Source organism: Catenibacterium sp. GCM10023432, from assembly GCF_042651925.1.
Taxonomy (GTDB): Bacteria; Bacillota_I; Bacilli_A; order Erysipelotrichales; family Coprobacillaceae; genus Catenibacterium; species Catenibacterium mitsuoka.
In genome coordinates this window covers 1-26,194 of the sequence record NZ_JBHSEB010000053.1, presented here as the reverse complement: position 1 = coordinate 26,194, position 26,194 = coordinate 1, and the positions used below count along the sequence as shown (strand labels likewise).

Sequence of the window (26,194 nt, the reverse complement as noted above, 5' to 3'; positions counted from 1 at the left end):
TAATGAATTATAAGGAAACAGCAAAAGGTATTCTTGAACATGTTGGTGGAGTTGAAAATATTTCAAATATGTCTCATTGTGCTACACGTTTAAGACTAAACTTGAAAGATGAAACATTAGCAGATGATGAAAAAGTTAAATCTGTAGATGGTGTTGTGAATGTTATTAATAAAGCAGGACAGTACCAGGTTCTTATTGGTATTGAAGTGCCTCATGTCTTTGAAGAATTCGAACAATTAGTAAAAGGTAGTGGGAATGTCGAAATGGCAGAAAGTAATGAAGATGAAGGTGTCATCAGCAGAATTTTCTCAGCAATTTCTGCCATCTTTGCACCATTATTACCAGCTTTAGCTGGATCAGGAATTTTAAGAGGTTTATTAATTCTTTCAGTACAACTAGGTCTTATTAAAGAAGGTAGTGGTACTTATACAATTTTATTTTCAACATCTATGGCAGTCTTTTATTTCTTGCCAGTATTGTTGGCGTTTACATCAGGTAAAAGATTTGGAGCAAGTCCATATATCTCAGCACTTATCGGGGCTGCTTTGATTCATCCAGATTTAATTGCATTAATGGGTAAAGTTGGTAATGGAGCAGTGACTTCATTCTTCGGAATTCCAACAGTTTTAATGAATTATAATTCTACTGTTTTACCAATCATTATTGCAATCTGGGTATATTCATACTTATATAAGTTCTTAGATAGAAAAGTTCCAGAAACATTAAAATTGGTTATTTTACCACTTATCTCATTAGTAGTTATGGTTCCATTATCATTAATTGTTATTGGTCCAATCGGTGTTTATGTTGGTGAAGGTATTGCGAATGTAGTTAACTGGTTGATCGAACGTAGTGGTGTTTTAACAGGTATCTTAATTGGTGGTGGATGGAGTGTCCTTGTAAGCTTTGGTGTGCATTGGGCAGTTAATCCAATCATGATTAATAATATTTCTCAGTTTGGTTATGACTATATTTGTCCATTAACATTTGCATGTAACTTTGCAGTAATCGGTACAGCTATTGGTGTTTATTTAAAGGCAAAAGATCCAAAATTAAAAGGATTCTCATTAACAGGTGTTATTACAATTGCATTATCAGCAATTATCGAACCAACATTATTTGGTATGTTAGTTAAAAATAAGAAGTTATTCCTAGCACAGATTATTGGTGGTGCAGTAGGTGGCGCTTATTTAGGATTAATGAAGGTTGTTACAAATGCTTTCGTATTCGGTAGTGTTACAACATTCCCAGCATTTATTACTAATAATACAAATGTTATTAATGGTGCAATCGGTTTATTAATTGCTACTGTAGTAGGTGCAGTACTAGGATATATTTTTACAGATAAAGACGACAAACTCGCTTAGTATTGTTTTATAAATCATAGAAAATATGCTATTCTAATAAAGAAAGAAGCAGGTGTATTTAATATGATTCCATATGAAAGACAAAAGAAAATCTTAAGTATTATTGAAGAAAGAGATCTTGTAAAAATAGACGAATTACAACAAATATTTGATGATGTTTCTGTATCAACTTTAAGAAGAGATTTAAAAGAACTTGAGAAAAATAGAAAAATAGAATCATTCTCAGGAGGTGCTTTTAAAAAAATCTCAACTATCGGTGAAATACCAATATCAACAAAGAACACACTAGAAAGTGAAAAGAAAGATAAAATTGCTAGAATGGCAAGTGAATTGATTGTTGATGGAGATACAATATATATTGATTCTGGATCAACATGCACAATGATTCTTCAATACATTGTAGAAAAGAAAATAACAATATATACAACCAATGCAGATATATTTTCTGTGAAAGAGAATATAGTAGCTGATATATATGTGCTTGGTGGTCGATATAATCCAGTAACTTCTTCAATGACAGGACCATTTACGGAAGATTTATTGAAAAACTTATATTTCAATAAATCGTTCTTGGGCGCAAATGGGATCGATGAAAAACTAGGTGTAACAACACCTACTATAGAAGAAGCGACTAAAAAGAAAATGGTTAAAGCACATTCTGATCAAGTTTATCTTGTATGCGACAGTTCTAAGTTCCATAAACTATCTAATGTAAAGGCATTTGATCTAGATGATGTGATTGTAATTTCGGATAAAAATGATGCAAAATTGAATGAAAAAGTTTCAATAATTACTGAATTATAGATTGAAGTTGTAATGTAGAAATAAAGCGAGTCACTAATGGTGGGCTCGCTTTTAAAATTAGGAGAAATAAGATGATATTTGATAAATTTAGAGCTAAGAAAAAAGAAAATTTTGAAATTTGTTCACCAGTAAAAGGTGATGTCATTGATGTAACTAAAACAAATGATCCATTATTTAAGTCAGAAGGATTAGGAAAAGGAGTAGGTATAATTGCTGAAGAAAATACTCTTGTATCTCCAGTAAATGGTGAAATAAAAACTTTTTTCCCTACTAAACATGCTATTGGTATTACTTCAGACGATGGTGTTGATATTCTTATTCATGTAGGTATTGATACAGTTGAATTAAATGGGAAGTATTTTAATGCATTAAAAGAACAAGGTGATAAAGTAAAAAAAGGAGATAAGCTTTTAGAAGTTGATTTTGATAGTATAAAAAATGAAGGATATGATACGACTGTTTTATTTGTAATCACTAATACTCAGGAATATTCTTTTGTGAAGTCTTGTGAAGGAAATAAGACAGTAGACGACACTATTATTGAAATTCAAAAATAGGAGTTTCTATATGGAAAAGTTATTATGTCCAAGTATGATGTGTGCTGATTTTTCATCACTAAAAGATGAAATAGAGAATCTTGAAAAATGTGGAATTGATATATTCCATTTAGACGTGATGGATGGAAGCTTTGTTCCAAATTTTGGGATGGGATTACAGGATATTGAGTATATTTGTAAAACAGCAACTAAACCTTGTGATGTCCATTTGATGATCGAAAATCCTTCAAAATATATAGATAAATTTGCAAAGCTAGGAGTGAATATTATTTATATACATCCAGAAACTGATCCTCATGCCTGTAGAACATTACAAATGATTAGAGATGCAGGTGTAAAATCAGGAATTGCAGTCAATCCAGGAACATCTTTTGAAACAGTCAAAGAACTATTACATCTATGTGATTATGTTATGTTGATGAGTGTTAATCCGGGATTTGCTGGTCAGAAATATTTAGATTTTGTAACACCTAAATTTAAGAAGTTTGTCGATGAGTCAAATAACTATGGTGGTTATGATGTTATGATCGATGGTGCTTGTTCACCAGAAAAGATACATGATTTATCTGAAATTGGTGTTAAAGGATTTATTTTAGGTACAAGTGCGTTATTTGGGAAAGATAAGAGTTATAAAGAAATTATTGATGAATTGAGAGGTCTTTAAAATGAAGATTGGAATTGGTAATGATCATGTTGCAGTAGAATATAAAAAAGAAATTAAAAAATATATTGAAGATAAGTATGGATACGAAGTAATCAACTACGGTACAGATAGTACAGAAAGATTTAACTATCCAGTATCAGGAGAAGCAGTCGCAAATGCAGTTGTAAGTGGAGAAGTTGATAAAGGAATTGTAATCTGTGGTACAGGTGTAGGCATTTCATTAGCGGCTAATAAGGTGAATGGTATTAGATGCGTGACTTGTAGTGAACCTTACAGTGCATTATTATCTAGACAGCATAATAATACTAATATGTTAGCTTTTGGGGCAAGAGTAGTAGGTATTGAACTTGCTAAAATGATTGTAGATGCATGGTTAAGTGGTGAGTATGAAGGTGGTAGACATCAAGTAAGAATTGATATGTTGAAGGAAATTGAAGAGAGACAAAAGAATAAATAATATGAATTGTTCCTATCACTCAGTGATAGGAATTTTTTTGTTTTTTAACAGAAATAACGAGAAATTCATTAAAAAAAAGAGAAAAATTTAGTAAGTGCCTTTAAAAAGGCGCTGTCGGAGGGGTAACTAAGAAAAAGTATTTTAAATAGGAGTATAATAATAGTAAGAAGTAGAAGTGCTATTATTGTAAAATATAATATGTGCTGATTGTGGTTGTTGTTGTGATTTGATAGAATTATATTAATGATTACAGAAAGAAGGTAAAAATATGGGACGATTAGTTTTGGGATTAGACATAGGGATAACTAGTGTCGGATATGGTGTAATCGATATTGATAAGTATGAATTCGTAGATTATGGGGTAAGACTATTTAAAGAAGGTACTGCTGCAGAAAACGAAACACGTCGTACTACAAGAGGGCATAGAAGACTTATATCACGTAAAGCAACTAGACTTAATGATATGAAACATTTATTGAAATCTTTGGGAATTATTAATGGTGATTTTCATTCATTGGATAATGTGTATGAAATACGTGTTAAAGGGTTAAAAGAGAAGTTAAGTAATGATGAACTTGCGACTGCAATATTGCATATTACTAAAAGAAGAGGAAGCACAATTGAGACTGTAGATGATACAGAAGAAGCAAGTAAGGAAACTGGTGAATTAAAAGAAATACTACAGGCTAACTCTAAGAAATTAGCAGATGGTAAATATATTTGTGAACTACAGTTAGAATTGCTTGATAGCGGAAAATCTATTAGAGGACATCATAATAACTTTAAAACAAAAGATTACATTAAAGAATTAAAGGAAATACTAAGTCATCAGGAATTATCAGAAGAAGCATGTGAAGCAATTGTACAGATTGTATCTAGAAAGCGTGCTTACTATGAAGGTCCAGGTAGCCAGAAGTCACCAACACCTTATGGCCGTTATATTGAAGCAAATCAGAAAGAACCAATTGATTTGATTGAAAAAATGAGAGGTAAATGTAGTGTTTATCCTGATGAACCTCGTGCACCTAAATTAGCTGTGACTAGTGATATCTTTAACCTATTGAATGATTTAAATAATCTTACTTATAATGGTGATAAGAAGATTACAATGGATCAGAAGGATGAGGTATTTAAGATTGTAACTAAGAAAGCAAAAGTTGAGCCAAAAGATATTGCAAAAATCCTTGGAACTGATTTATCTAATATTTCTGGATTTAGAATTGATAAAAAGAAAAATCCTTTAAAGAGTGAATTTAAAGGATATGCAAAGTTAAAGAAATGTTTTAAAGATTGTGGAGAAACTATTTCTCTTGAAGACTATGAAGTATTAGATCAAATCATAGAAATTCTTACAAATAGAAAAGGTATTGAAGAAAGAAAACAATTATTGAATCTTGTTAATTCTTCATTGATTACTGATGAAACTGTGGAAAAACTTGCAAATTTAGACGGTATTGCGAACTATCATAGTTTATCTCTAAAGGCTATGAGAGAACTAAATGAAGAAATGTATGTTTCTAATTACAACCAGATGCAGTTGATTCAGCAGATTCATAAAGGTAAAGATGTATCTGCATTAAAAGGGAAAAAGTCTATTGAAGCAGATGATACTGCTATTCTTTCACCAGTAACTAAAAGAGCACAAAGAGAAACATTTAAGGTAATTAATGCATTAAGAAGAAAATATGGTGAGTTCGATACAATTGTAGTGGAAATGACAAGAGAAAAAAATTCAGCTGATCAAAAAAAGATCATTAATAATAGACAGAAGTTCTATGAAGAGAAGAATAAAGAAGTAGATAAGCTACTAAAGGAAAATGGTTATAATCCTGATAAGATTAATGGTAAGACTAAGATGAAAGTCAGACTATATTTGGAACAGGATGGAAAGAGTGCGTATACACTAGAACCTCTAAGTTTAGGGGAAGTTATAACTAATCCACGTTATACAGAAATAGATCATATTATTCCAATTTCTATTTCGTTAGATGACTCTTATAACAACAAAATTCTTGCGACTGCCAATGAAAATAAAGCAAAAGGTAATAGAACACCAATCGATGCTTATAATAAGCATTTATTTGATAATCCTACCCTAGGATTAAGTGGTGATTTACAGAAATATATTTCTGTTGTGCAGACTTCTAAGAGATTCTCTAGAAGAAAGAAAAACTACTTATTGTATAAAGATGATATTACTAAGATGGATGTTGTGCAGAAGTTTATTGCACGTAACTTGATTGATACAAGTTACGCAAATAGAGTGGTATTAAATACCTTAACAGACTACTTTAAAGCGAATGAAATACCTACAAAGGTATTTACACTAAATGGTAATATTACTCATAAGTTCAGAACACAGATTAACTTACCAAAAGAACGTGAAGAAGATTATTTGCACCATGCAGTAGATGGACTCATCATTGCATCAGTAAAGACTATGGGACTTCTTAATGGTTGTCTCGCAAAGTATGAATTAAAAGATTTATATGACCAAGATACAGGAGAAATCAAGAAAGTTCCTGGTAAAGAAGAATTCTTTGATCCTAAGTATATTGAGTTTATCTCAACACTAAAGAATATCTATGATGAAAGTAATAAATACTATCGAGGTATTATGACTAGAAATCAATTGGCATATGCACCAATCAAGATATCTCATAAAGTAGATACTAAACCAAATAGACAGGTTGCAGATGAAACAATCTATTCTACAAGAGTGGTAAATGGTGAAGAAATCTTAGTTCAGAAGTATAAAGATATCTATGATCCAAAGTTCAAGAATCTAGTAGAAGATATTGTGAATGGTAAGGCAGAAGATAAATATATTATGGCTAAAAAGGATCCGGCAACATTTGAGGAGATTACAAGAATTGTATTGGATCACTATGAAACATTCAAAGATGATCCTAAACAATATGTAAAGGATAAGAAAGGTGTTAAGTTGAAGGGAGAAAACCCATTAACTGCTTATAAAGAAGAGTTTGGTAAGATTCGTAAATTCTCTAAGAAAGGGAATGGCCCTGAAATTACTTGTATTAAGTATTATGCTGAAAAGTTAGGTAATCATATTGATATCAGTAAGAATTATGATACCAAACATGGTAAAAAAGTCATCTTAAAACAGATTAGCCCTTATAGAACAGATTTCTATCGTGATACAGATGGAAAGATAAAGATGGTAACTATTAGATACAAAGATGTTTCTTTCAAAGAATCAATAAGATTATATTGTATTGATAGAGATTGGTATCAAGCAGAAAAGGCCAAGAAACAAATAAGTGATGAAGCTATATTCTTATGTTCCTTGCATCATGATGAATTAGTTGGAATAGTGAAGAAAGAAGGCCAGAAGTATATCTATGATGATTCTACAGAATTAGATGGTAATACTAAGTATCATGATGGTATGACACCTGAAATAGTTAAGTTTACTGCGACAAATAATGATGCCAGAAATAATATTGAAGTAAAACCACTATATACAAAATCAAAGAAACAACTTATGGTTGCAGTTAATCCATTACTAAATGTTCGTAAATATGCAACTGATGTTCTAGGAAATCTATATGAAGTTAAAGATAATAACTTGAAATTGGAGTTTAAATAGGGTATACTATTAACAGGTTATATTCTAGCAAAATGATATATGATCTAGCAAAACAAGGGTTTATCCCGGATTCGGCTCCTATAAGGAGCCTTTTCTTTTTATATTGTTTATGGGTTACAAGGTCATATATATATCCCAGGCTGAACATCTGCATCTTTATCTTGATAATTTAAAGGTAGAAAAGGAAAATACAGATATTCTTATTCCTGTTGCAGATATTCAGATTCTAGTTATTGATAATTATAAAGCTTATTTAACAGTTCCCCTAATGAATAAATTAACTGAAAAGAATGTTTGTACTATTCTTTGTGGTGTTGATCATCTTCCAAAGACGTATATATTACCAATGAATGGGAATTATGCCACAAGTGGTAATATAGCGAAACAAATAGAATGGACAGATGAAATAAAAAAGATTTTACATAAAGAAATCGTAAAACACAAAATAATAAACCAATACATCATATTAAGAAAAAATCATAAGAGTGAAGAAGTAGTACGTAAATTAAAAGAATACAGTGAAACTGTATTAAATGGAGATGTTACAAACAGAGAAGGTCTTGCATCTAAGATGTATTTTCGAGAAATGTATGGAGAAGATTTCGTGAGAATGGATGAAGATGTTGTGAATGCTGGATTGAATTATGGTTATAGTATATTCAGATCACTTATTACATCTATTATTGTAGGTAAAGGTTATTTACCTAATCTTGCATTTTTCCATAGAGGTAAACAAAACAGTTTTAATCTAAGTGATGACATAATAGAAGTGTTTAGACCGATAGTAGATGATTATGTTTATAACAACCTATTAGATGAAATATTGTTTAAAACAGCACATAAAAAAGAATTGATAGACCTAACAAATAAGAAAATTAATATAGATAATAGAAAGCAGACAATAGGAAATGCGATTAATCTATACCTTGATTCAATCTTTAGATTTATTGATGATCAATCTAATGAAATACTATTCCCATTCCCAATTGCATACGATAATGAAATATGAGTTTATGCGTTTAATACTATTTTTTGATCTTCCAGTAATGACACCTAAACAAAGACATACATATAACGTTTTCAGAAAATATCTTATTAAGAATGGATATATGATGATGCAGTTTTCGGTATATTGTAAGATATTTGCGAATAGAGAAGCTGCAATAAAACATGTGAATATCCTTAGAAAGAATGTTCCTAAAGAAGGACAAATAAGAATACTCGTAGTAACAGAAAAACAGTATGCAAAGATAGAAATCATTGTAGGTGGTAAATCATTACAGGAAGTAACTGTAAATGCAGAAAGCTTTATAGAACTATGAAACAATTGTTGATTAGTAGTGGGAATATTAATAGAACTATTATTATTGATCATACAAAGTATGTACTAGGGTCTAATGCGATGAATAAATATTATCTTAAACAAGCTGTAAGACAGTATTTTAATAAAACAGTAAGTGGATACAGAGAAGAGATTGGTAGTGAATGTTATTTTAAAATAGATGATAGTCCGGTAGATAAGAAAAACACATTCTTTTATGAAGTGACTGAAAACTATTCTATTAATGATGATGCAAAACTTAGCACAAAGTCTCTTATGCTTAAGTATTTGGAAACTCTATATTCAGATGTTATTTATATGGATACACTTAACACGTTGAATATACTTGTTGAATCACTGTCAGATGAAGTAAGTGAAAATGCATTTGTGCAAAGTGAATTCTCGACATATTCTCCTAAACTACTCACTAAGCTAGTAACAGCACACTATTATGAAGATGAATCTTATAAGGACGAATATGATTTATCATATGAGGACTTGATCATATTACAGTTAAATATGATTGATTATATTGCGGTTCATTCTAAGAAGTATTCTTATTTTATTCTATTTATTGATATTCCTCTTATTACTGATGAGATAAAAAATAAGATAGATGAAATGTCCAAAGATAGAGTATATTGTTTAGTTTTTTCTAAAACAGTAAGGGATATAGAAATAGAAAATATATGTGTTGAAGAAGATTATTTCTTAGATTTTGCGAATGAAGAAATGGTTTATTATATTGTGAATGAGAAATCGACCAACTTATATACATTGGAGGATATAAAAAACATGATTAACGAATATTTAAAGGATTTGAGTAGTAAGGAACATGTAAGCTTGATCAATAACTTAATGTCATATTATAAATAGTAGTTAAAATCTCAATTATGTGATAAAATCAGTTTAAGGTTTTGCTACCATCTATTATTTTGCTAGAAGATGACAGAGACAAAAGAACAAAAGCAGAAGAATATGTTTTGCTACCATCTATTATTTTGCTAGAAGATGACCTTGTTACTACTGTATGTCCTGTTACTTCCGTTTTGCTACCATCTATTATTTTGCTAGAAGATGACTTTGATGCGCTGTTACTTGTTGTTGCATTTGTTTTGCTACCATCTATTATTTTGCTAGAAGATGACATAATTCATCTCTCTTTTTTATTGCGCTTGGTTTTGCTACCATCTATTATTTTGCTAGAAGATGACTAAAACATTAAGCACATTAGATATTTACAGGTTTTGCTACCATCTATTATTTTGCTAGAAGATGACAATTCTCCCATGACTGTGCCAGCAGATGCCGTTTTGCTACCATCTATTATTTTGCTAGAAGATGACGGAACAAAAGATATAAATATATAGTACGTGGTTTTGCTACCATCTATTATTTTGCTAGAAGATGACTCCTACAACTGTATTAGTTAAAAAGCACGCGTTTTGCTACCATCTATTATTTTGCTAGAAGATGACAGTTTAATTTAAACGACCGTCAATTCTACAGTTTTGCTACCATCTATTATTTTGCTAGAAGATGACATAGCAACATGATTATATCATATGTTTTTCGTTTTGCTACCATCTATTATTTTGCTAGAAGATGACAAAAGATACGTTGACGAAAAAGGAACTACTGTTTTGCTACCATCTATTATTTTGCTAGAAGATGACATAATACTTATGGTAACAGTGGTCAACTGCGTTTTGCTACCATCTATTATTTTGCTAGAAGATGACCTATCGCCAGCTAAATCTAATGCATAATCCGTTTTGCTACCATCTATTATTTTGCTAGAAGATGACAGGTTCTAAAGCGTATTGTTATTCCTAGATGTTTTGCTACCATCTATTATTTTGCTAGAAGATGACTCGAATGGCTTTTTGGTGAAAACCCATTGCGTTTTGCTACCATCTATTATTTTGCTAGAAGATGACAGAATAAAACTTATTCTGTTGTGCCAATGGGTTTTGCTACCATCTATTATTTTGCTAGAAGATGACCTTGCTTCTAAGACTTCTTCACTTGAAGGTGTTTTGCTACCATCTATTATTTTGCTAGAAGATGACAAAGACCTTCAAAAGGAATTGAATCAGACTGTTTTGCTACCATCTATTATTTTGCTAGAAGATGACGAAGAGGTACAAAAGATTGTTAATTCGTTGGTTTTGCTACCATCTATTATTTTGCTAGAAGATGACGGGTAAAACTTAATACTTCAGTGTCTGCCAGTTTTGCTACCATCTATTATTTTGCTAGAAGATGACACCTAAAAACTCATCCGCTGCACATTCTAAGTTTTGCTACCATCTATTATTTTGCTAGAAGATGACTACGTGACAAAGACAGTACGCTTTATATTTGTTTTGCTACCATCTATTATTTTGCTAGAAGATGACTAAATTCACAGGAGCGTCTAAGCACTCATTAGTTTTGCTACCATCTATTATTTTGCTAGAAGATGACTAGGATTTAGGCTAGTTCCTAATTTTGATAGTTTTGCTACCATCTATTATTTTGCTAGAAGATGACACATGTCAGAGGTTGAAAAGTGGCACACATGTTTTGCTACCATCTATTATTTTGCTAGAAGATGACGTAATGCTTTTTACTTCTCCTGTTCTAAAAGTTTTGCTACCATCTATTATTTTGCTAGAAGATGACTTTACTACGACCTTAATTACTTCTCTATCTGTTTTGCTACCATCTATTATTTTGCTAGAAGATGACGCCTTATCGACGTCCTTATTTTCGCCCTCCGTTTTGCTACCATCTATTATTTTGCTAGAAGATGACCAACTGTATCCCATTTCAACTGATATTTGCGTTTTGCTACCATCTATTATTTTGCTAGAAGATGACTACTTGTTTGTTTGTTTACATATCCTATTAGTTTTGCTACCATCTATTATTTTGCTAGAAGATGACATGTATACGGTGTGGGAAAACGGCACAGGTGTTTTGCTACCATCTATTATTTTGCTAGAAGATGACGATGCAGTTATCGGCAATCCTCCCTATTCTGTTTTGCTACCATCTATTATTTTGCTAGAAGATGACTATATACTGTCTGGCTTTTTAATCCACTTGGTTTTGCTACCATCTATTATTTTGCTAGAAGATGACTTAACTGGCTCAATTTGGGGAAGATGGCTAGTTTTGCTACCATCTATTATTTTGCTAGAAGATGACACAAAGCCTATAAAAAGATATATCACTAAGGTTTTGCTACCATCTATTATTTTGCTAGAAGATGACTTGATAGCAGTTACCCTCAACTTCCTGTTTGTTTTGCTACCATCTATTATTTTGCTAGAAGATGACTCTTCTTCAATATTCTGTTTTTCTTCCTCTGTTTTGCTACCATCTATTATTTTGCTAGAAGATGACTTTACGAGTTAATTATACTATGTATTACATGTTTTGCTACCATCTATTATTTTGCTAGAAGATGACTCCGTCATTATGAATATATGCACAAGCCTTGTTTTGCTACCATCTATTATTTTGCTAGAAGATGACTACCCATCACAAAGATGAATGATAGCATCTGTTTTGCTACCATCTATTATTTTGCTAGAAGATGACAGATTTCAGAAAATCACACATTTCACTCTCGTTTTGCTACCATCTATTATTTTGCTAGAAGATGACTGGAAGTCTGATGCACCCTTCACTGCACCAGTTTTGCTACCATCTATTATTTTGCTAGAAGATGACATAATCTAGTGACAGTAGAGGAGCATCCATGTTTTGCTACCATCTATTATTTTGCTAGAAGATGACCAAAATTAGAAAAAGTTACTAATTATCCTAGTTTTGCTACCATCTATTATTTTGCTAGAAGATGACTTTGGATGAGTGGTATGAGAATTATGCAAAGTTTTGCTACCATCTATTATTTTGCTAGAAGATGACTATCGTGCAATCGAGGCTGATGGTGATAGAGTTTTGCTACCATCTATTATTTTACTAGAAGATGACTTATAAGTTCTGATTCCCATCCTTTTGTACGTTTTGCTATCATCTATTATTTTTGCTAGATTAAGACTATTTACAATCAGTTCAAAATAACACATCCAATTTGCTACCATATATTTACTTGCTAGATGTAACATATGTATTACTGCAAATGATGTTATTCAATATTTAACTGAACAGAAGATAGTCTAATTAACCATTTAAAAGACCAATTCTACAAGATTGGTCTTTTAAGCTTGATCTGTATTATTGCCTGTTATCTATACACTTTTTGATTTCTTGAAATACATAAATCAATCAGTATAATAATTATTGGAAAGGGGTAAACAACTATGAAAATATCAGACTTTCATTCATTTAAACGTAAACTCAATGAACTTTATATTAATGTAAAAGACAGTAGTATGTACAAACAACTCTTCAACAACATCAAGGCGTTAGACTGCTTCGAAACCTACTGTTTAGGAATAAGTTATCAAATCGTTTCTCACAGTACCCTCTCTAGAGAACATCAAATTAAGTTATTAGACGATTTCTATGAAGAAGCACACATACCCTTTGATCCGTCAGAAGTATATACTATGATGGAAAACGGACCATATACAATAGATGAAAATCCTATTTGGTATGGTATAGATGCTATGACATCTAATCGTCCTGGTTCTGTTAACTTCTGCCTTTACTATTCTTTAATGACAGGTATGATATCTAAACAAGAAGGGATTAACTACTATAATGAGTTGACTAAACTACTAAGTAGTTTTCTTCATTCCTTTGGCCATCATACAGATGTATATGTTGATGAGTATATTGCTGAAACAGAACACTATACAACTACTATGGCTGCCCAATTTGTGGAGCATTGCCAAGAAGAATACATGCAGGCATCAAAAAAAGTAAATTAAACATAAAAAAAAGACTTGAATGGGGGAATATTCAAGTCTTTTTTCTGCTTTTCTTTTCGTCTCCTATTATAGCACAAACTGTAATCGCTATCAATAATTATTTTACATATACCCAATCTCCCCATATAATGATAAAGTAATGATATGGAGGATTTACACAATGTTAGAAAATAAAAAGAACGTATTATTTGATATGGATGGATTACTTATAGACAGTGAAGCCTTAGGAATCAAGATGTGGGAAAAAGTATTCGCAAATCATAATGAACCATTTAACTCAGAAGCTGCCTATAAAACAATAGGTTCTAATGGACTTGCATCACAAGAGATGTTAGAGAAAATCACTGGGAATAGATACTACTTTACTCGCTTTAGAGAAGATAAAATCAAAGAAACAAGAAAATACTTAGAAACAAACCCTATGCCAGTAAAAAAAGGTGCTCATGAACTATTAACTTATCTAAAAGATAAAGGTTATACATTGGTTCTTACTAGTTCTACATTTGAACCAGATGTACTATTTTCTCTCAAGTCTGCTGGTTTAGACAAGTACTTTGATAAGTTTGTATGTGGTGATCATGTCACTCGTGCTAAACCAAATCCTGAAATATTTAATAAAGCTATTGAAATCTATGGTCTAAACAAGGAAGAAACATTCATTCTAGAAGATTCTAGAAATGGTATTATTGCAGCAGATGCTGCAGGTATTGATGTCATTGGTGTACCTGATTTAGTAGATATTAGTGATATGACACAATCACACTTGTTGTGCATCAAAGAAAATCTTCTGAAAGTACTAGATTTAATAAAATAATTTAAGAATACAAAGCTCTCATCACCTCTATCATGTTACAATAGAGTAGAAAGGAGGTTTTTTAATGGATTACAATGGTTTAAGTATTGTAGCACCACAATATTATCCTGATGATGAAGAATGGAATAATCTCTTTAACCTTTGGTTTCAGTGCTATGATCTGAATACAGATATCACAGAACATTTTCATTATCTAATATCTCATTCAGATTATCTAGTTATGGTCCAACGCCCCTTAAACAATGATGAATCAGATTATGAAATCATTTCTGTATCTGGTGAAGATCAACAATCCTATTTACCTGCTTTCACAAATATAAAGGAAATAACAGACTATATAGACCTTCCAGAACCCCAAGAAGGCTACCAGGTAGAAATAATGGTATCATCCTATAAACGTCTCTTAGAAGAGATATATATGCGTACAGAAGGTTTAAGTGGTCTAGTCATTAATCCTTTCTCACAAAAGCTTGTTGCGGATGAAAAACTATTAAATAGTATAGGACACAATACAACAACAGGTATTAATCATCAAGAAGATTTACCAAGTCTTGTACCAGCCAATCTTAAGTTTAAAAAGAACATGAAGATTTATTACTCTAATGGTAGAAATCCACGTGTTAAAGAATTCCTAAAAGAAAGTGTAGAAGCCCTTATGGAGGATGGGGTCTTTGCTTGTCCAGTACTTGTAAATAAGAAAGATTTATATACAAATAAGACAGGAGAACTTGCAATACATACAGGTGCTGAAATTTATATCAAACCACTCATGTGTTCTCATGCTGATCCTAATAAACTCTATATTAGTTTATTTACAGGATTAAATGATATTAAAAGAGTGAATCTTGATCATGATGAACTAGACATGGAAATGATTATTACATGTCAGTCATTTGATTCATACAGAGATATACTCTTTTCTAGTAATGCATTTTGTGGTATTCTCATTAATCCTTTTACAGATCATCTAGGCTTTTCTAAAGACATGCTAGATGAAATGTTTTATAATAAAGAAACAATCAACTAGAGGAGGAAAACAAGTTGAATTACAAACCTTTTAACAATTCACAGGTATTTAATGCATCAAGATGGACTGAATCCCTTGATACCTGGAAAAAGGCTCAGGCTGACAAAGAAGTCGCTTATAGAGCATTCATTAAGAATCTTACAGAATCACACTATTATGGTTATATGAACCTACCAGAAAATGGTGAAAACATTGATTATGATCATTCATTCTTTACTATTTCACCACAAGATGGCAGCAGTATTTTTATTTCTGTCTATACTACAATTAAAGAATTAGAAAGCAGTCTTGCGAAACCTGAAACATCAATACCAGGAAGAAAAGTAGAAGCAGTAGAGGTCAACTATGCTTTCCTAACAAGAGAACTTACACTTGCTGATAGTCAACAAATTGATGGTATTGTGATTAACCCATTTAGTGATGACTATATTCTTACAAGAGAAGAATTAGTACAGATTTCTAAACGTTTATGTAATGGTTTAAATCATACAGAAGATTTAGGTAACTTCACTCCTGCAAATATCCTTATTAAAGAAATTTGGAATATTTTCCAGAATACTGAAGATGATGATAAGAAAGCAGAAATCTTTAGTCATATGATGAAAGCATTTGATGATGCTTTATTCGCATTACCTATAATGGTAAGAAAAGAAGATTTAGTAGTAGAAGATGGTAATACATATATTGCTAGATCAGATGTAGATCTTGCGATTAGAATGTTATCAAGTGAAGATAATGGTGATCAAGCTAATATTGTTCCACTCTTTACATCACAGGAAGATATTGAAACATTAGATGGCTGGAACGCTGAAGATGAAGAAAGAAAATCTATATTAATGACTGCTGATCTCGATACTCATCTAGGAGGACTTAATAATGGTGAAGCCTTTGATGCACTCGTTATTAATCCATTCACAGATAATATTGTACTTACAAAAGAAATCCTAACTACAATGGGATTAATAGAAGGGGAGGAGTAAAAGAATGAGTAAACCATTATTAAGCACAACACCAGTAGAAACAACAGATAAAGATTGGAAAGAAAGCTGTGGTAAATACAATGAAACTTTTTTTACTGCCACTAAATTAGAAGATGATTTAATGCATGCATTAAAGGCTTCTACATTCCTTACATATATTTCTGTAGACGATGATGATGAAGATTCATACTTTTTACAGACAGTATGTGATGATGACGGAGATGAATGGTATGCGATTTATACTACTGTAGAAAATGCACAGAACTCTTCTATTCTAGAAGATTCTGATTTCCCAGATCGTCATAATGTATTAGTAGAAGTAGACTATGAATTCTTATTAAATGAATTATTCAATACAGGTGATGATGAAATCTATGGTATGGTCATTGATCCAGAAACAGATGCATTTACTCTAGATAGAAACACATTAAGCCATATGGGTATTGAAGAAAATGACGGTGTAGACCATCACGAAACAATTGGTCATAGAGTACCAGGTAATATGGAGTTTTCTTGGTTATATGATGAATATATGGAAGCACAAGGTGAAGAAGCAAAAGAAAAGTTCTCTTTAGTTATGGATGATTTAGTATCACGTTCATGTCTTGCATTAATGACGATTGTGAATAAATCAGATTTAGTTACTTTACCAGATGGTACATATGAATTAAAAAAGGATGTACCTATGATTATTCCTTCATTATCTGCAGAAGATGATGAAGGTAATGAATTAAGCTATTTACCACTCTTTACATCTAATGAACAGATTGATAAATGGGGTATCAAAGATAATGTTGAATTAAAAGAAGGTCAGGTATTAATCAGCGAATGTCGTCCATTTGATCAGCATATTGCTACATTCTTAGGTGCTGGAGAATATGACGCTTTATTAGTCAACCCATTTGATCAGGCATTTATTATCAGCAAGGAATTCATCAAGGCTATAAGCGGTCATCAGGAAGAAGACGAAACACCTGCTGCATAACTTAACATAAGGAGAGAAAACAAGATGAAAAAACTATGGAATGAATTCAAAGAATTCGCATTTAAAGGCAATGTCATTGATATGGCTGTCGGTGTTATTTTAGGTACTGCTATCACTGCTGTTGTTACATCTCTTGTACAGGATATTATCATGCCTGTATTATCTGCAATCATTAAGATTCCATCTGATATTACAGAACTTACACTTAAAGTAAATAATATTCATATCAAGTATGGAGCATTCCTTTCTAACCTCATTAACTTCTTATTAATGGCTTTCTGTATTTTTATCTGCATTAAAGCGATTAATAAGGTAATGAGCTTCCGTAAGAAGGAAGAAGAAGCAGTCCCTGCACCAAAACCAGAAGATATTGCATTACTAGAAGAAATCAGAGATCTTTTAAAAGAAAAAAAATAAGCACCTAAGTGCTTATAATGTAGGATCTTCTAGATCATCATTAAGATAAGTCGTTCTCTTAGACTTATCTTTTTTTATTTGGTCTGTACTAAAAGTGACGGTTTCTTTTGTTTGAGTAGGTGCTGTATTTACAAGATTGACACCTAATGACCATTCTTCTAGTTCTTCCTCTAGAGTATCTGCATTCTTTGCTTTTACTTTAATAGCCATACACTTCACCTCTTTCGAATTAATTATATACATAATGAACTCTTTTTAAAAGCGAATAATAATGTTAAAATATGGGAAAGGAGTGTGTTTTGTTATGATAATAGACTTAAACCAGATTTTATCTATTTTTAATATAGATTATGAAATTGTAAAAGGAAATAATAAACTAGGTGGAGCCTCTTTACCTAAACAGTTTAATCAAGGAGGAGAAATTCAAGGTAATTTTCTCTCACGTAAATTCTCTTTAATCTATGATCCAGAAAGAAAAGATCCTGGATGGAGTAATGTAGGACATAAGAAGTATGCAATGTTGTTTAAGGAAGAAAAAACAGGTATTCTTTATCAGAAAACAGGCTTTACATCTCAATCAGGTTACTTTGTATTAAAATATGACGGTGTTAAATATAAGATGTATAGAGTTGGATTAGAAACAGGTTACGCATATCCTATCTATGAAGGTTCTAAACTAGTAGCCTGCATTATGGCAGATAAATCCATTTTCAATGATTTAAACCTCTACCATATTTATGCATTAAACAAGTCATATAGTTATATTTCATCTGTATTTGGCTTATATCTAGATGCCTGTATCCAGTTGACGTATGGTCCTCTTATTACTTCACCAAGCTTTATTGCTGGAAAGAGCCTAAGAAAGAAATATGATCCTGCTTTTATTGAAAAAATAAAGGATATGGAAAACAAAGCGTAACAAAAATATTGTTGTTATAGAAAAAGTATGCTAATATGACTGTGGGAGTCGTATTACGATTAGAATAGCTCTTGGAAAGGTCTGAAATAGGGAGTCAGATCTTTTTTTTATTTATGTTCATACTTAGTTCATATACTAAGATTATAGTAATAACTGTAAAGAGGGCCACTCCCTAATAATAAAAGCGTCCTGTTTACGATTCATAAATAAAACTCCCTTCTAATTGTATTAAATTGTTTTTTAGAACCACTGGCTCTCCTCCAGTGGTTTTTACTTGTTTTAAAATAACAGGAGACTATAATATTCTTAGATGCCGACTTAGCTCAGTAGGCAGAGCAACGCCCTCGTAACGCGTAGGTCACAGGTTCGATTCCTGCAGTCGGCACCATTCATTTTGTCATAGCTGTATATTTTGTCTATTGTAGATGAGTAGTAGGTATTTTACATATATATGAAATCGTTAAGTGCGGTTACTTCGGGGATACGGACTGCTGCCGCAAAATGATGGAGACATCATTCGCTGGTTTGAACAGTCTATGTCGTTAAGGCATAGACTAATGTAGTTACATTGCCCTTTAGAACTAAAGCCCAAACGGAACATAAGACATAGGACCATATATCCGATTGGGTATATGTTTTTTTTGTTTGAAAGCTAACTATTGCATAATTATCAGGTGGAACAATTGTTTCTTATAGAAAAATATCCTCATCTGATGTAACTCCAGCTGTAGATATCAATAATAAAAAGAGTAAAGAATCAGACGGAGTAAAACAAAAAAATACATTTTGTAAAGGAATGAAAATGACTAAAATACAAGATTATAGATTCCTCAATTGTAAAGTAGATACATGTGAGAAATAGCAGTTGAATTGTAACGACAAAAGCGTTACAATATAAGAAGCAAGGAGGTGTGATTATGGGAAAATCAGCAACATTAAACTTAAGAGTAAACCCAGCCGTCAAAGAGAGGGCAGAAAAAGTATTGTCTCAGTTAGGTGTTCCTATGTCAACAGCGATTGATATGTATTTGAATCAAATTTCTCTTACAGGTGGAATTCCATTTTCTGTTTCTTTACCAAAAGCACCAGTATCGATTCATGCAGATGGCATGACAACAGAAGAAATTCATCAGAAATTGGAAAAAGGTTACAATGATATAGCTGCAGGAAGAGTGCAAAATGCAACGGAAGCATTCGCAAAATTCAGGGAGAATCATTGATATGAAACACTATACGGTTGAGATTACAAATGAAGCATTGGCTGATATGGAGCAGTTGTATAATCATATCGCTTATGTTCTTCAGGCACCGGAAAATGCGATGGATCAATATAACCGAATTGCGGACACTATTTTGACATTGGATACTATGGCTGAGAGAATCTGTATTATGGAATCAGAGCCGGAACGAAGCAAAGAGATGAGAAGATTGTTGGTAGACAATTACTCTGTCTTTTTTGTAATCCAGGGAGATAATGTGATTGTAACAGATGTATTATATAGTGCATCAGATATTGAAAGCCGATTAAAAGGTTAGATGATAAAATACTATCTATTCGTTATAGCCCTTTCTCTTGCATAAAAGAAGAATATCACATATAATAAAAACGCAATAATATTCGTCTAGTCGCGGAAATATATTGCGTTTAGACCAGGTGGCAGTGCACTTGGTTTTTTTATTTGTCTCAATTGACAACGCTTACACTATAGGGTAAACTATATATATAAAGAAGTGATCCTGGCGGTATGATCTTATTATGTATTGTATATATATAATAAGTATGATAACCAGGATCATTTTTATTTAGGAGGATTTTTTATGAAGATTATGGTACGTGCTGATGATTTAGGTTACAGCCGAGGTGTGAATTATGGTATATATGATACAGTAAAAAATGGTGTGATTAAGAATATTGGTTTTATGGTGAATATGCCTGATTCTGTAGAAGGCTATGAACTTGTAAAGGATTTAGATATCTGTTTAGGACAGCATACCAATGTATGTATTGGTACTCCTATCAGTGATCCAAAACTTATTCCAAGTCTTGTAGATGAGAATGGACAATTTAAGTCAAGTAGAACATATAGACAAAGTAAAGAAGACTTTGTAGTACTAGAAGAAGCAATTATAGAAATAGAAGCACAATATAAAAGATTTAAAGAGATAACTCATCTTGAACCTTCTTATTTTGAAGCTCATGCAGTAGCCAGTGATAATCTATTAAAAGGTATTGAAATTGTTGCGAAAAGACACAATTTAAAGTTCAATGATATTTCTTTTGATGGAACACCTGTTGATCTGGCAGGAGAAAAACTCTATATGCATATGGAGAGTATGAAGGAAGGCTATGATCCTTTTAAATCTTTTAAAGAAATGGTAGAGAATGCACATGATGATGGTTGTGATTTATTAGTTTGTCATCCAGGTTATCTAGATGCACAAATACTACGTACTTCTTCTCTCACTCTTGATCGTACAAAAGAAGCAGAGATGTTATGCTCAAAAGAACTCAAAGACTATCTTAAAGAACATGATATACACTTATATACTTATGATGAAATAGGACACTAAAAGCTGCCAATTGGCAGCTTTTACTATTCACACATAATTTTAATGATTTCCTGGTCAGTAGAAGCCATACCTTGACTTCCTAATACACCGATATTGTGGATTGTATTTTCTATACCCTTAGAAATAATACCATCTCCACCATAGAACTGCTGACCATTCATATACATATCATAACCTAGAATACCAGCTTCTACACTTACCGCAATCTTTGCAGCACAGCTTGCTTTAGCACCATCACAGATAATACCAGAAGTAATAGCTAAGGCATTCACGATTGTATGATTCATCACTTCTTCACTTGCATCCTTTAAATAAGCAAGTCCTGCACCACATGCAGCACCCGCACTTACTGCACCACAGAAAGCAGATAAACGACCAATCTCAGTCTTTAAATGAATGGCTGTTAAGTTAGAAATCACAAGAGCACGATATAACTTCTCTTTATCTAAATGTTCTCTTTCTGCATAAATAATAAGAGGTACAGATACAGTTAATCCCTGGTTACCACTACCAGAATTAATCACTACAGGTAGTTCACAACCATTCATTCTTGCATCACTACCAGCTGCTGCATAGGCCTTTAATAGACTTGGTAAATCTTTTCTAATCGCTATCACCTTACCAATATTAGCCCCATAATCACCATGCATTCCTTCTTGTGCAATGGCAGTATTACATGCAATCATCTGATCTAATAACTCTTTTACATCATCAATTTGGACTTCTTTCGCAAAAGTATAAATATCATGCATAGTAAGAGTGAGATAATCTTCATCAATAGTCTGTTTCAATGCTTCTCCACATACAATAGTTTCATTATCTTTTGTCATTTCTACAATATGTGTATGTGTTCCCGCAATATGTACCATTGCTTCATGTTCATCATTAGATACAGTTAAACGAATATCTAAAGAATAAGGGGATTCTAAAGGCTGTACCTTAATAGAGGCACTCTTCATAAGTTCAGTCATCGCAATAATATCTTCTTCCTTCACATGACTAATAACCTCTAATTCTGCTTCTGCATCTCCACCTGTAATCCCAATACAGGCAGCTGTTTCAATACCTTTGTTTCCATGAGTATGAGGCACAATAACACTCTTGACATTCTTGATGATATTACCACTGACTTCAATCAAGATCTTATTTGGCATACCACCTAATGCCTTTCTTGCGAGACTTCCTGCATACGCAATTGCGATAGGTTCTGTACATCCCATGGCAGTTACGAGTTCCTTATTTAAGATTCTTACATAAGTCTCATAAAGTTCTTTATCCATTCTTTTTCTCCTTATTAAAAAGGCAATGAATCATTGCCTTATTGATCAATATCTTTTCTATAAATGTCAAAGCTGCTTACTATCATCGCAAATAAGAATCCAGTTGATACAAAGAAGATTGTATAATCGAGTAATCCATGAATATAGATCATCACAATATAGCCTACAATTAAAGCAACAAGAGTAGGGTTACACTTAGTTCTTAATAAGCGATATAAACGTTTAATATTTTCAATGAAGAACGGTGCAATCACTAATAATCCTATAATCCCAAAACATAAAACAGGATCAATAAAGATATTATGTGAATGCTGTGTAGGATGCCCATTATATTGTGCATAAATGTGCCAGTATGTCATAGGTCCTTCACCAAATAAGAAATGTGTCTTAATGTTCTGAATAGCAACTTCCCAGATATGTCTTCTTACCCCTAAGTATTTCACAATATTGCTCATACGTGGAATATATTGAGGTTTTGCGATAAAGAAACCAACACCGGCTGCACCTACAGCACAAATACCACCAAAACTCTTATAATTACGATTAAACAACAACATAATCGCAAGACCACCAGCAAGTGCAGGCCAAGCAGTACGACATCCTGTTAAATATAGACAGAATAAGTTAAGTAATGTAATTAAACCAATAATCACTATTTCTTTAATATGATTCATGAATCCATGATTATGAGTATACTTCAAGAACTTATAGAAGCAAATAGCCACAAAGAACTCAATCATCATTGCATAGTAGTTCGCATTAAAGAACATCGCATTCGTACGATACTGTGGTGCATTAAATACAACCAAATACCATCCTTCAAGATCAAACTGTCTTAAGATGAAGATATATTCAATAATAGCCCATACACTTGCAAATACACTTAAACCAATCACTATATTCAACATTGTATCAAATAGTTCTTCACTTGCATGACGTCTATATACAAGTGTCATACTATATAACATCAAATAACCTAATGATACACCAGCTCCTGGCCAGTTCTGATAAAAGACACTTGTTAAGAAAATAAGTGCTGAAAAGAAAATAATATATTTACTGCGTTTTGCTTCTTCATAACCTTTCTTTACTTCACCCTGTTTAATCCATTTAAAGAATATAATTGCATGAATCACTACAGTAATATAGAAAGGAAGGAATATTGCGGCAACCGCAATAAGAAAATCACATTGCACAGAATCAAAACGTGACTTTAAGTTTTTAATAATATCCATGAGAACCCCCTTTATTACATTCTATATTATACACGAAAAATCAAAAAAAATATTGTTTACTCACGAAATATTGGTAGAATACTCTATGGAGGTAGAATATATGAATATGAACACTTCATTCTTCTCTTTTAAATCAGGATCTCCATTCATGATTATCCTATCTATTATTTTAGGAACACTACTCATGGCTTATGGAATCTATGAAATCTTCTTTAAGAAAGATAAAAGAGAAATTAAAGGAATTTACCATGGTTATAAGAAAGTCAATAACTTATATTGTCGTCCTATCTTCCAGTATTCTTATGGTACAAAGAAGTATAACCAGGCATCTATCCAGGAATTTAAAGTAGAAAAGATTGAAAAAGATTATGTAAAAGGACAGGAATATCCTATTTATTTAGGGGAACAGGCGAATACATTCTATTTAAAGAAGAAAAGCACTTGGTCTAACTATTTATTAATCGTTGCAGGTATCTTATTCTATGTCAGTGCTATTCTAGGTTATCTAGGATTCTAAAAAGAAGTAGTTTTTAATAACTACTTCTTTTTCTTTTCTAATCTTTTTTCTACAGCACGATAAAGTGGTTCTAATAGTTTCTTATTCTTTTTCTTACATACAAGATAGAAACTATTAGTCGCTTCTTTATCTATGATTGGAATAATCTTTCTATTATCTGGCTTGCCATCTCTTTCTATAGATAAATCAGAAATAAATGTAGGAAGAGTAGAATTCTGAGTCAGATCCATAAATACTTCTCTATTATCCTGAAGAATAAAATGAGTATGAGGCTGTGTTTCTAAATGCATTGGATACCATACACCAATTCTAGAATACAACAGCATTGTCTGACCATCTAGATTCTTAAAGAATAATGCTTTACTGTCTGCAAGAGGATGATCAGGTGCTAATGAGAAATACAATGTTTCTGTATCATATAACGCATAATATAATTCTTTACTATCAGGAATCTTATTTAATACAACAGCTGTATATAAATCATTCTCTAAACCAGATAATAAGATATCTGGCATTTTTATTTCTGAAGAAATAGCCATATCTTCATATATCTTACCAGCATAAGGTACTAAATCCCATAAAGGCGCAGGTGCGCATGATCCAATACTAATTGTATGAGTCATACGATCATATTCACGTACACGAGCAATCATATCATTTGCAGAAAATAATACCTTCTGTGCATAATCAACTGCTACTTTACCAGTCGCATTTAAAGTAATACGATTCTTTTCACGGTCAAAAATAGGAACCTGCAGTTCTTCTTCAAGCTTCTGCATGGCACGAGAAAGAGCTGGCTGAGAGATATGTAATGCTTCAGCCGCTTTAGATAATGTTCCATATTTAGAAACAGCTAATAATTGTTCAACTTGTCCAATTTCAATCATTTAATATTCCTCCTCACTATGCACTCACATTATAGCATAATACAAAACTGGCATTGTACTTTTCTACTTATTATTTATAGAATACTTGGTAGAGTCAAAAGTTTATGAAAAACTTGATGAATGACAGATTTCAGGGCTCGATGAACGATGCGATATCATTCATGTAGTATTAAAATTGAATATTTTGAATTTTTCTAAACCAAATGATTATAAAGGTAATAAAAAAACACCTAAAAAGGCGCAATGAGGGTATCGTCTCCTGGAGCACTATCTGGAGAAATGATTAATTGTCTGCTGGATGGTACTGATGTGATATCTCTATGAGCTTGAGCCACTGATCAGGCATAAGCATATTATTATCAAACAAGCCAGATACAGGTGTCTTGTACTTCAGTGATGAATGTTGTCTCAGAAAATTATAGAAGCATGCAAAAAGAATCATATAGCTATTGGCACCTTCTAACTTGTCGTAGCCGTTAGTGCCATAGTAGTTCTGTTTGTATGTTCGATTCAGTCTCTCTTCAATCTGCTTGAAGGGTCTGTACTTCTTAGATATCTCATCCTTGTTCTTAACGCCGATTACCTGATGAAGGTCGAACTTGATGCCGTTGATATCAAAGAATACCTGAGCTGCATTATAAATAGGATTGCCATCAGTGATGAGTGTAAGGTTCTCTGGAATCTTTCCGTTATAGTGTTTCAGACAGTCATAGATTGACCTACAGGCGCATTCTGTATCACGTGTGGGATAGATGGTATGAGATGTGATGATCTTTGAACTAGGGTCTGACCAGAAGAATACATACTGATTCTTTCCTCTTAATTTGATGTATGTTTCATCGCCTGTTAACACAGAACCAATCTTATAGGGATAATGGTCAACCATATCCTTC

The 26,194-nt window shown here is 32.3% G+C and carries 25 protein-coding genes, 1 tRNA gene, 1 CRISPR repeat array and 1 riboswitch; of the genes, 21 read left to right on the top strand and 5 right to left on the bottom strand.

The features are described from left to right. Positions 1–2: 2 nt before the first annotated feature. The 15 genes from ACFOZZ_RS07750 (at position 3) to mscL (ending at position 17,892) form a co-directional block, all read left to right on the top strand. Positions 3–1,367, top strand: a complete 1,365-nt coding sequence (locus ACFOZZ_RS07750) for a PTS transporter subunit EIIC (protein ID WP_376815023.1) — start codon at positions 3–5, stop codon at positions 1,365–1,367. 63 nt (positions 1,368–1,430) lie between these two features. Then, on the top strand, positions 1,431–2,171 hold the full coding sequence (locus tag ACFOZZ_RS07745) for a DeoR/GlpR family DNA-binding transcription regulator (RefSeq protein ID WP_288686781.1): 741 nt from the start codon (positions 1,431–1,433) through the stop codon (positions 2,169–2,171). Positions 2,172–2,242: 71 nt separating this feature from the next. Beyond that, positions 2,243–2,728: a PTS sugar transporter subunit IIA gene (locus tag ACFOZZ_RS07740; protein ID WP_376815022.1), complete on the top strand. Its 486-nt coding sequence runs from the start codon at positions 2,243–2,245 to the stop codon at positions 2,726–2,728. A gap of 10 nt (positions 2,729–2,738) precedes the next feature. Continuing rightward, positions 2,739–3,392, top strand: coding sequence for a ribulose-phosphate 3-epimerase (gene rpe, locus ACFOZZ_RS07735; RefSeq protein WP_376815021.1), 654 nt, complete (start codon positions 2,739–2,741; stop codon positions 3,390–3,392). 1 nt (position 3,393) lies between these two features. Then, entirely contained in the window at positions 3,394–3,849 is a 456-nt protein-coding gene (gene rpiB, locus ACFOZZ_RS07730; RefSeq protein WP_289100409.1) for a ribose 5-phosphate isomerase B, read from the top strand. Between the two features lie 268 nt (positions 3,850–4,117). Further along, complete coding sequence (gene cas9 / locus ACFOZZ_RS07725) at positions 4,118–7,459, top strand: type II CRISPR RNA-guided endonuclease Cas9 (protein WP_376815020.1); 3,342 nt, start codon at positions 4,118–4,120, stop codon at positions 7,457–7,459. 109 nt (positions 7,460–7,568) lie between these two features. Further along, complete coding sequence (gene cas1, locus ACFOZZ_RS07720) at positions 7,569–8,468, top strand: type II CRISPR-associated endonuclease Cas1 (protein WP_376815036.1); 900 nt, start codon at positions 7,569–7,571, stop codon at positions 8,466–8,468. Positions 8,469–8,472: 4 nt separating this feature from the next. Further along, a complete protein-coding gene (cas2, locus tag ACFOZZ_RS07715) occupies positions 8,473–8,781 on the top strand; it encodes a CRISPR-associated endonuclease Cas2 (RefSeq protein WP_376815019.1) in 309 nt (102 codons plus the stop codon). Further along, on the top strand, positions 8,778–9,656 hold the full coding sequence (locus ACFOZZ_RS07710) for a hypothetical protein (protein WP_376815018.1): 879 nt from the start codon (positions 8,778–8,780) through the stop codon (positions 9,654–9,656). Before cas2 ends, ACFOZZ_RS07710 begins: the two co-directional genes overlap by 4 nt. A 38-nt stretch (positions 9,657–9,694) precedes the next feature. Further along, a CRISPR array of direct repeats spans positions 9,695–12,767; the repeat unit is 36 nt; unit sequence GTTTTGCTACCATCTATTATTTTGCTAGAAGATGAC. A gap of 329 nt (positions 12,768–13,096) precedes the next feature. After that, positions 13,097–13,669, top strand: a complete 573-nt coding sequence (locus tag ACFOZZ_RS07705) for a hypothetical protein (RefSeq protein ID WP_376815017.1) — start codon at positions 13,097–13,099, stop codon at positions 13,667–13,669. A 160-nt stretch (positions 13,670–13,829) separates the two neighbouring features. Then, positions 13,830–14,483 carry an HAD family hydrolase gene (locus ACFOZZ_RS07700; RefSeq protein WP_376815016.1) on the top strand — a complete coding sequence of 218 codons (654 nt, stop codon included), beginning with the start codon at positions 13,830–13,832 and terminating at the stop codon, positions 14,481–14,483. A gap of 64 nt (positions 14,484–14,547) precedes the next feature. Next, positions 14,548–15,510, top strand: coding sequence for an SseB family protein (locus tag ACFOZZ_RS07695; protein ID WP_376815015.1), 963 nt, complete (start codon positions 14,548–14,550; stop codon positions 15,508–15,510). Positions 15,511–15,524: 14 nt separating this feature from the next. Next, positions 15,525–16,490 (top strand): SseB family protein, encoded by a 966-nt coding sequence (locus tag ACFOZZ_RS07690; RefSeq protein ID WP_376815014.1) that lies wholly within the window; start codon positions 15,525–15,527, stop codon positions 16,488–16,490. 4 nt (positions 16,491–16,494) lie between these two features. Beyond that, positions 16,495–17,475, top strand: a complete 981-nt coding sequence (locus ACFOZZ_RS07685) for an SseB family protein (protein WP_279147509.1) — start codon at positions 16,495–16,497, stop codon at positions 17,473–17,475. A 24-nt stretch (positions 17,476–17,499) separates the two neighbouring features. Then, positions 17,500–17,892, top strand: a complete 393-nt coding sequence (mscL, locus tag ACFOZZ_RS07680) for a large conductance mechanosensitive channel protein MscL (RefSeq protein ID WP_278780088.1) — start codon at positions 17,500–17,502, stop codon at positions 17,890–17,892. A gap of 12 nt (positions 17,893–17,904) precedes the next feature. Here the strand turns inward: mscL and ACFOZZ_RS07675 are convergent, their stop codons facing one another. Next, entirely contained in the window at positions 17,905–18,102 is a 198-nt protein-coding gene (locus ACFOZZ_RS07675) for a hypothetical protein (protein ID WP_376815013.1), read from the bottom strand. 94 nt (positions 18,103–18,196) lie between these two features. On the opposite strand from ACFOZZ_RS07675, the gene ACFOZZ_RS07670 reads away from it, so the two are divergent. The 5 genes from ACFOZZ_RS07670 to ACFOZZ_RS07650 all read left to right on the top strand — a co-directional run bounded on the left by ACFOZZ_RS07670 (position 18,197) and on the right by ACFOZZ_RS07650 (position 21,382). Then, complete coding sequence (locus ACFOZZ_RS07670) at positions 18,197–18,811, top strand: hypothetical protein (protein ID WP_278861024.1); 615 nt, start codon at positions 18,197–18,199, stop codon at positions 18,809–18,811. Positions 18,812–19,123: 312 nt separating this feature from the next. Next, a tRNA-Thr gene (locus ACFOZZ_RS07665) sits at positions 19,124–19,199 on the top strand. Between the two features lie 61 nt (positions 19,200–19,260). After that, a riboswitch (M-box (ykoK) riboswitch) is annotated at positions 19,261–19,416 on the top strand. Between the two features lie 312 nt (positions 19,417–19,728). Then, on the top strand, positions 19,729–20,031 hold the full coding sequence (locus ACFOZZ_RS07660; RefSeq protein WP_195920847.1) for a type II toxin-antitoxin system RelB/DinJ family antitoxin: 303 nt from the start codon (positions 19,729–19,731) through the stop codon (positions 20,029–20,031). Position 20,032: 1 nt separating this feature from the next. Then, entirely contained in the window at positions 20,033–20,347 is a 315-nt protein-coding gene (locus ACFOZZ_RS07655) for a type II toxin-antitoxin system RelE/ParE family toxin (protein WP_376815012.1), read from the top strand. A gap of 282 nt (positions 20,348–20,629) precedes the next feature. Beyond that, positions 20,630–21,382 (top strand): ChbG/HpnK family deacetylase, encoded by a 753-nt coding sequence (locus ACFOZZ_RS07650; RefSeq protein ID WP_337524254.1) that lies wholly within the window; start codon positions 20,630–20,632, stop codon positions 21,380–21,382. Between the two features lie 23 nt (positions 21,383–21,405). Here the strand turns inward: ACFOZZ_RS07650 and ACFOZZ_RS07645 are convergent, their stop codons facing one another. Together ACFOZZ_RS07645 and ACFOZZ_RS07640 are read right to left on the bottom strand one after the other, a co-directional pair. Beyond that, entirely contained in the window at positions 21,406–22,662 is a 1,257-nt protein-coding gene (locus ACFOZZ_RS07645) for a serine dehydratase subunit alpha family protein (RefSeq protein WP_376815011.1), read from the bottom strand. A gap of 38 nt (positions 22,663–22,700) precedes the next feature. Further along, positions 22,701–23,897: an O-antigen ligase family protein gene (locus tag ACFOZZ_RS07640; RefSeq protein ID WP_278780098.1), complete on the bottom strand. Its 1,197-nt coding sequence runs from the start codon at positions 23,895–23,897 to the stop codon at positions 22,701–22,703. 100 nt (positions 23,898–23,997) lie between these two features. On the opposite strand from ACFOZZ_RS07640, the gene ACFOZZ_RS07635 reads away from it, so the two are divergent. Further along, on the top strand, positions 23,998–24,414 hold the full coding sequence (locus ACFOZZ_RS07635; RefSeq protein WP_040390262.1) for a hypothetical protein: 417 nt from the start codon (positions 23,998–24,000) through the stop codon (positions 24,412–24,414). 20 nt (positions 24,415–24,434) lie between these two features. On the opposite strand, the gene ACFOZZ_RS07630 is transcribed toward ACFOZZ_RS07635, so the two are convergent. Further along, positions 24,435–25,301: a LysR family transcriptional regulator gene (locus tag ACFOZZ_RS07630; protein WP_278861260.1), complete on the bottom strand. Its 867-nt coding sequence runs from the start codon at positions 25,299–25,301 to the stop codon at positions 24,435–24,437. A gap of 283 nt (positions 25,302–25,584) precedes the next feature. Beyond that, the coding region (locus tag ACFOZZ_RS07625) for a DDE-type integrase/transposase/recombinase (RefSeq protein WP_376815010.1) at positions 25,585–26,194 on the bottom strand (610 nt) is incomplete at its 5' end.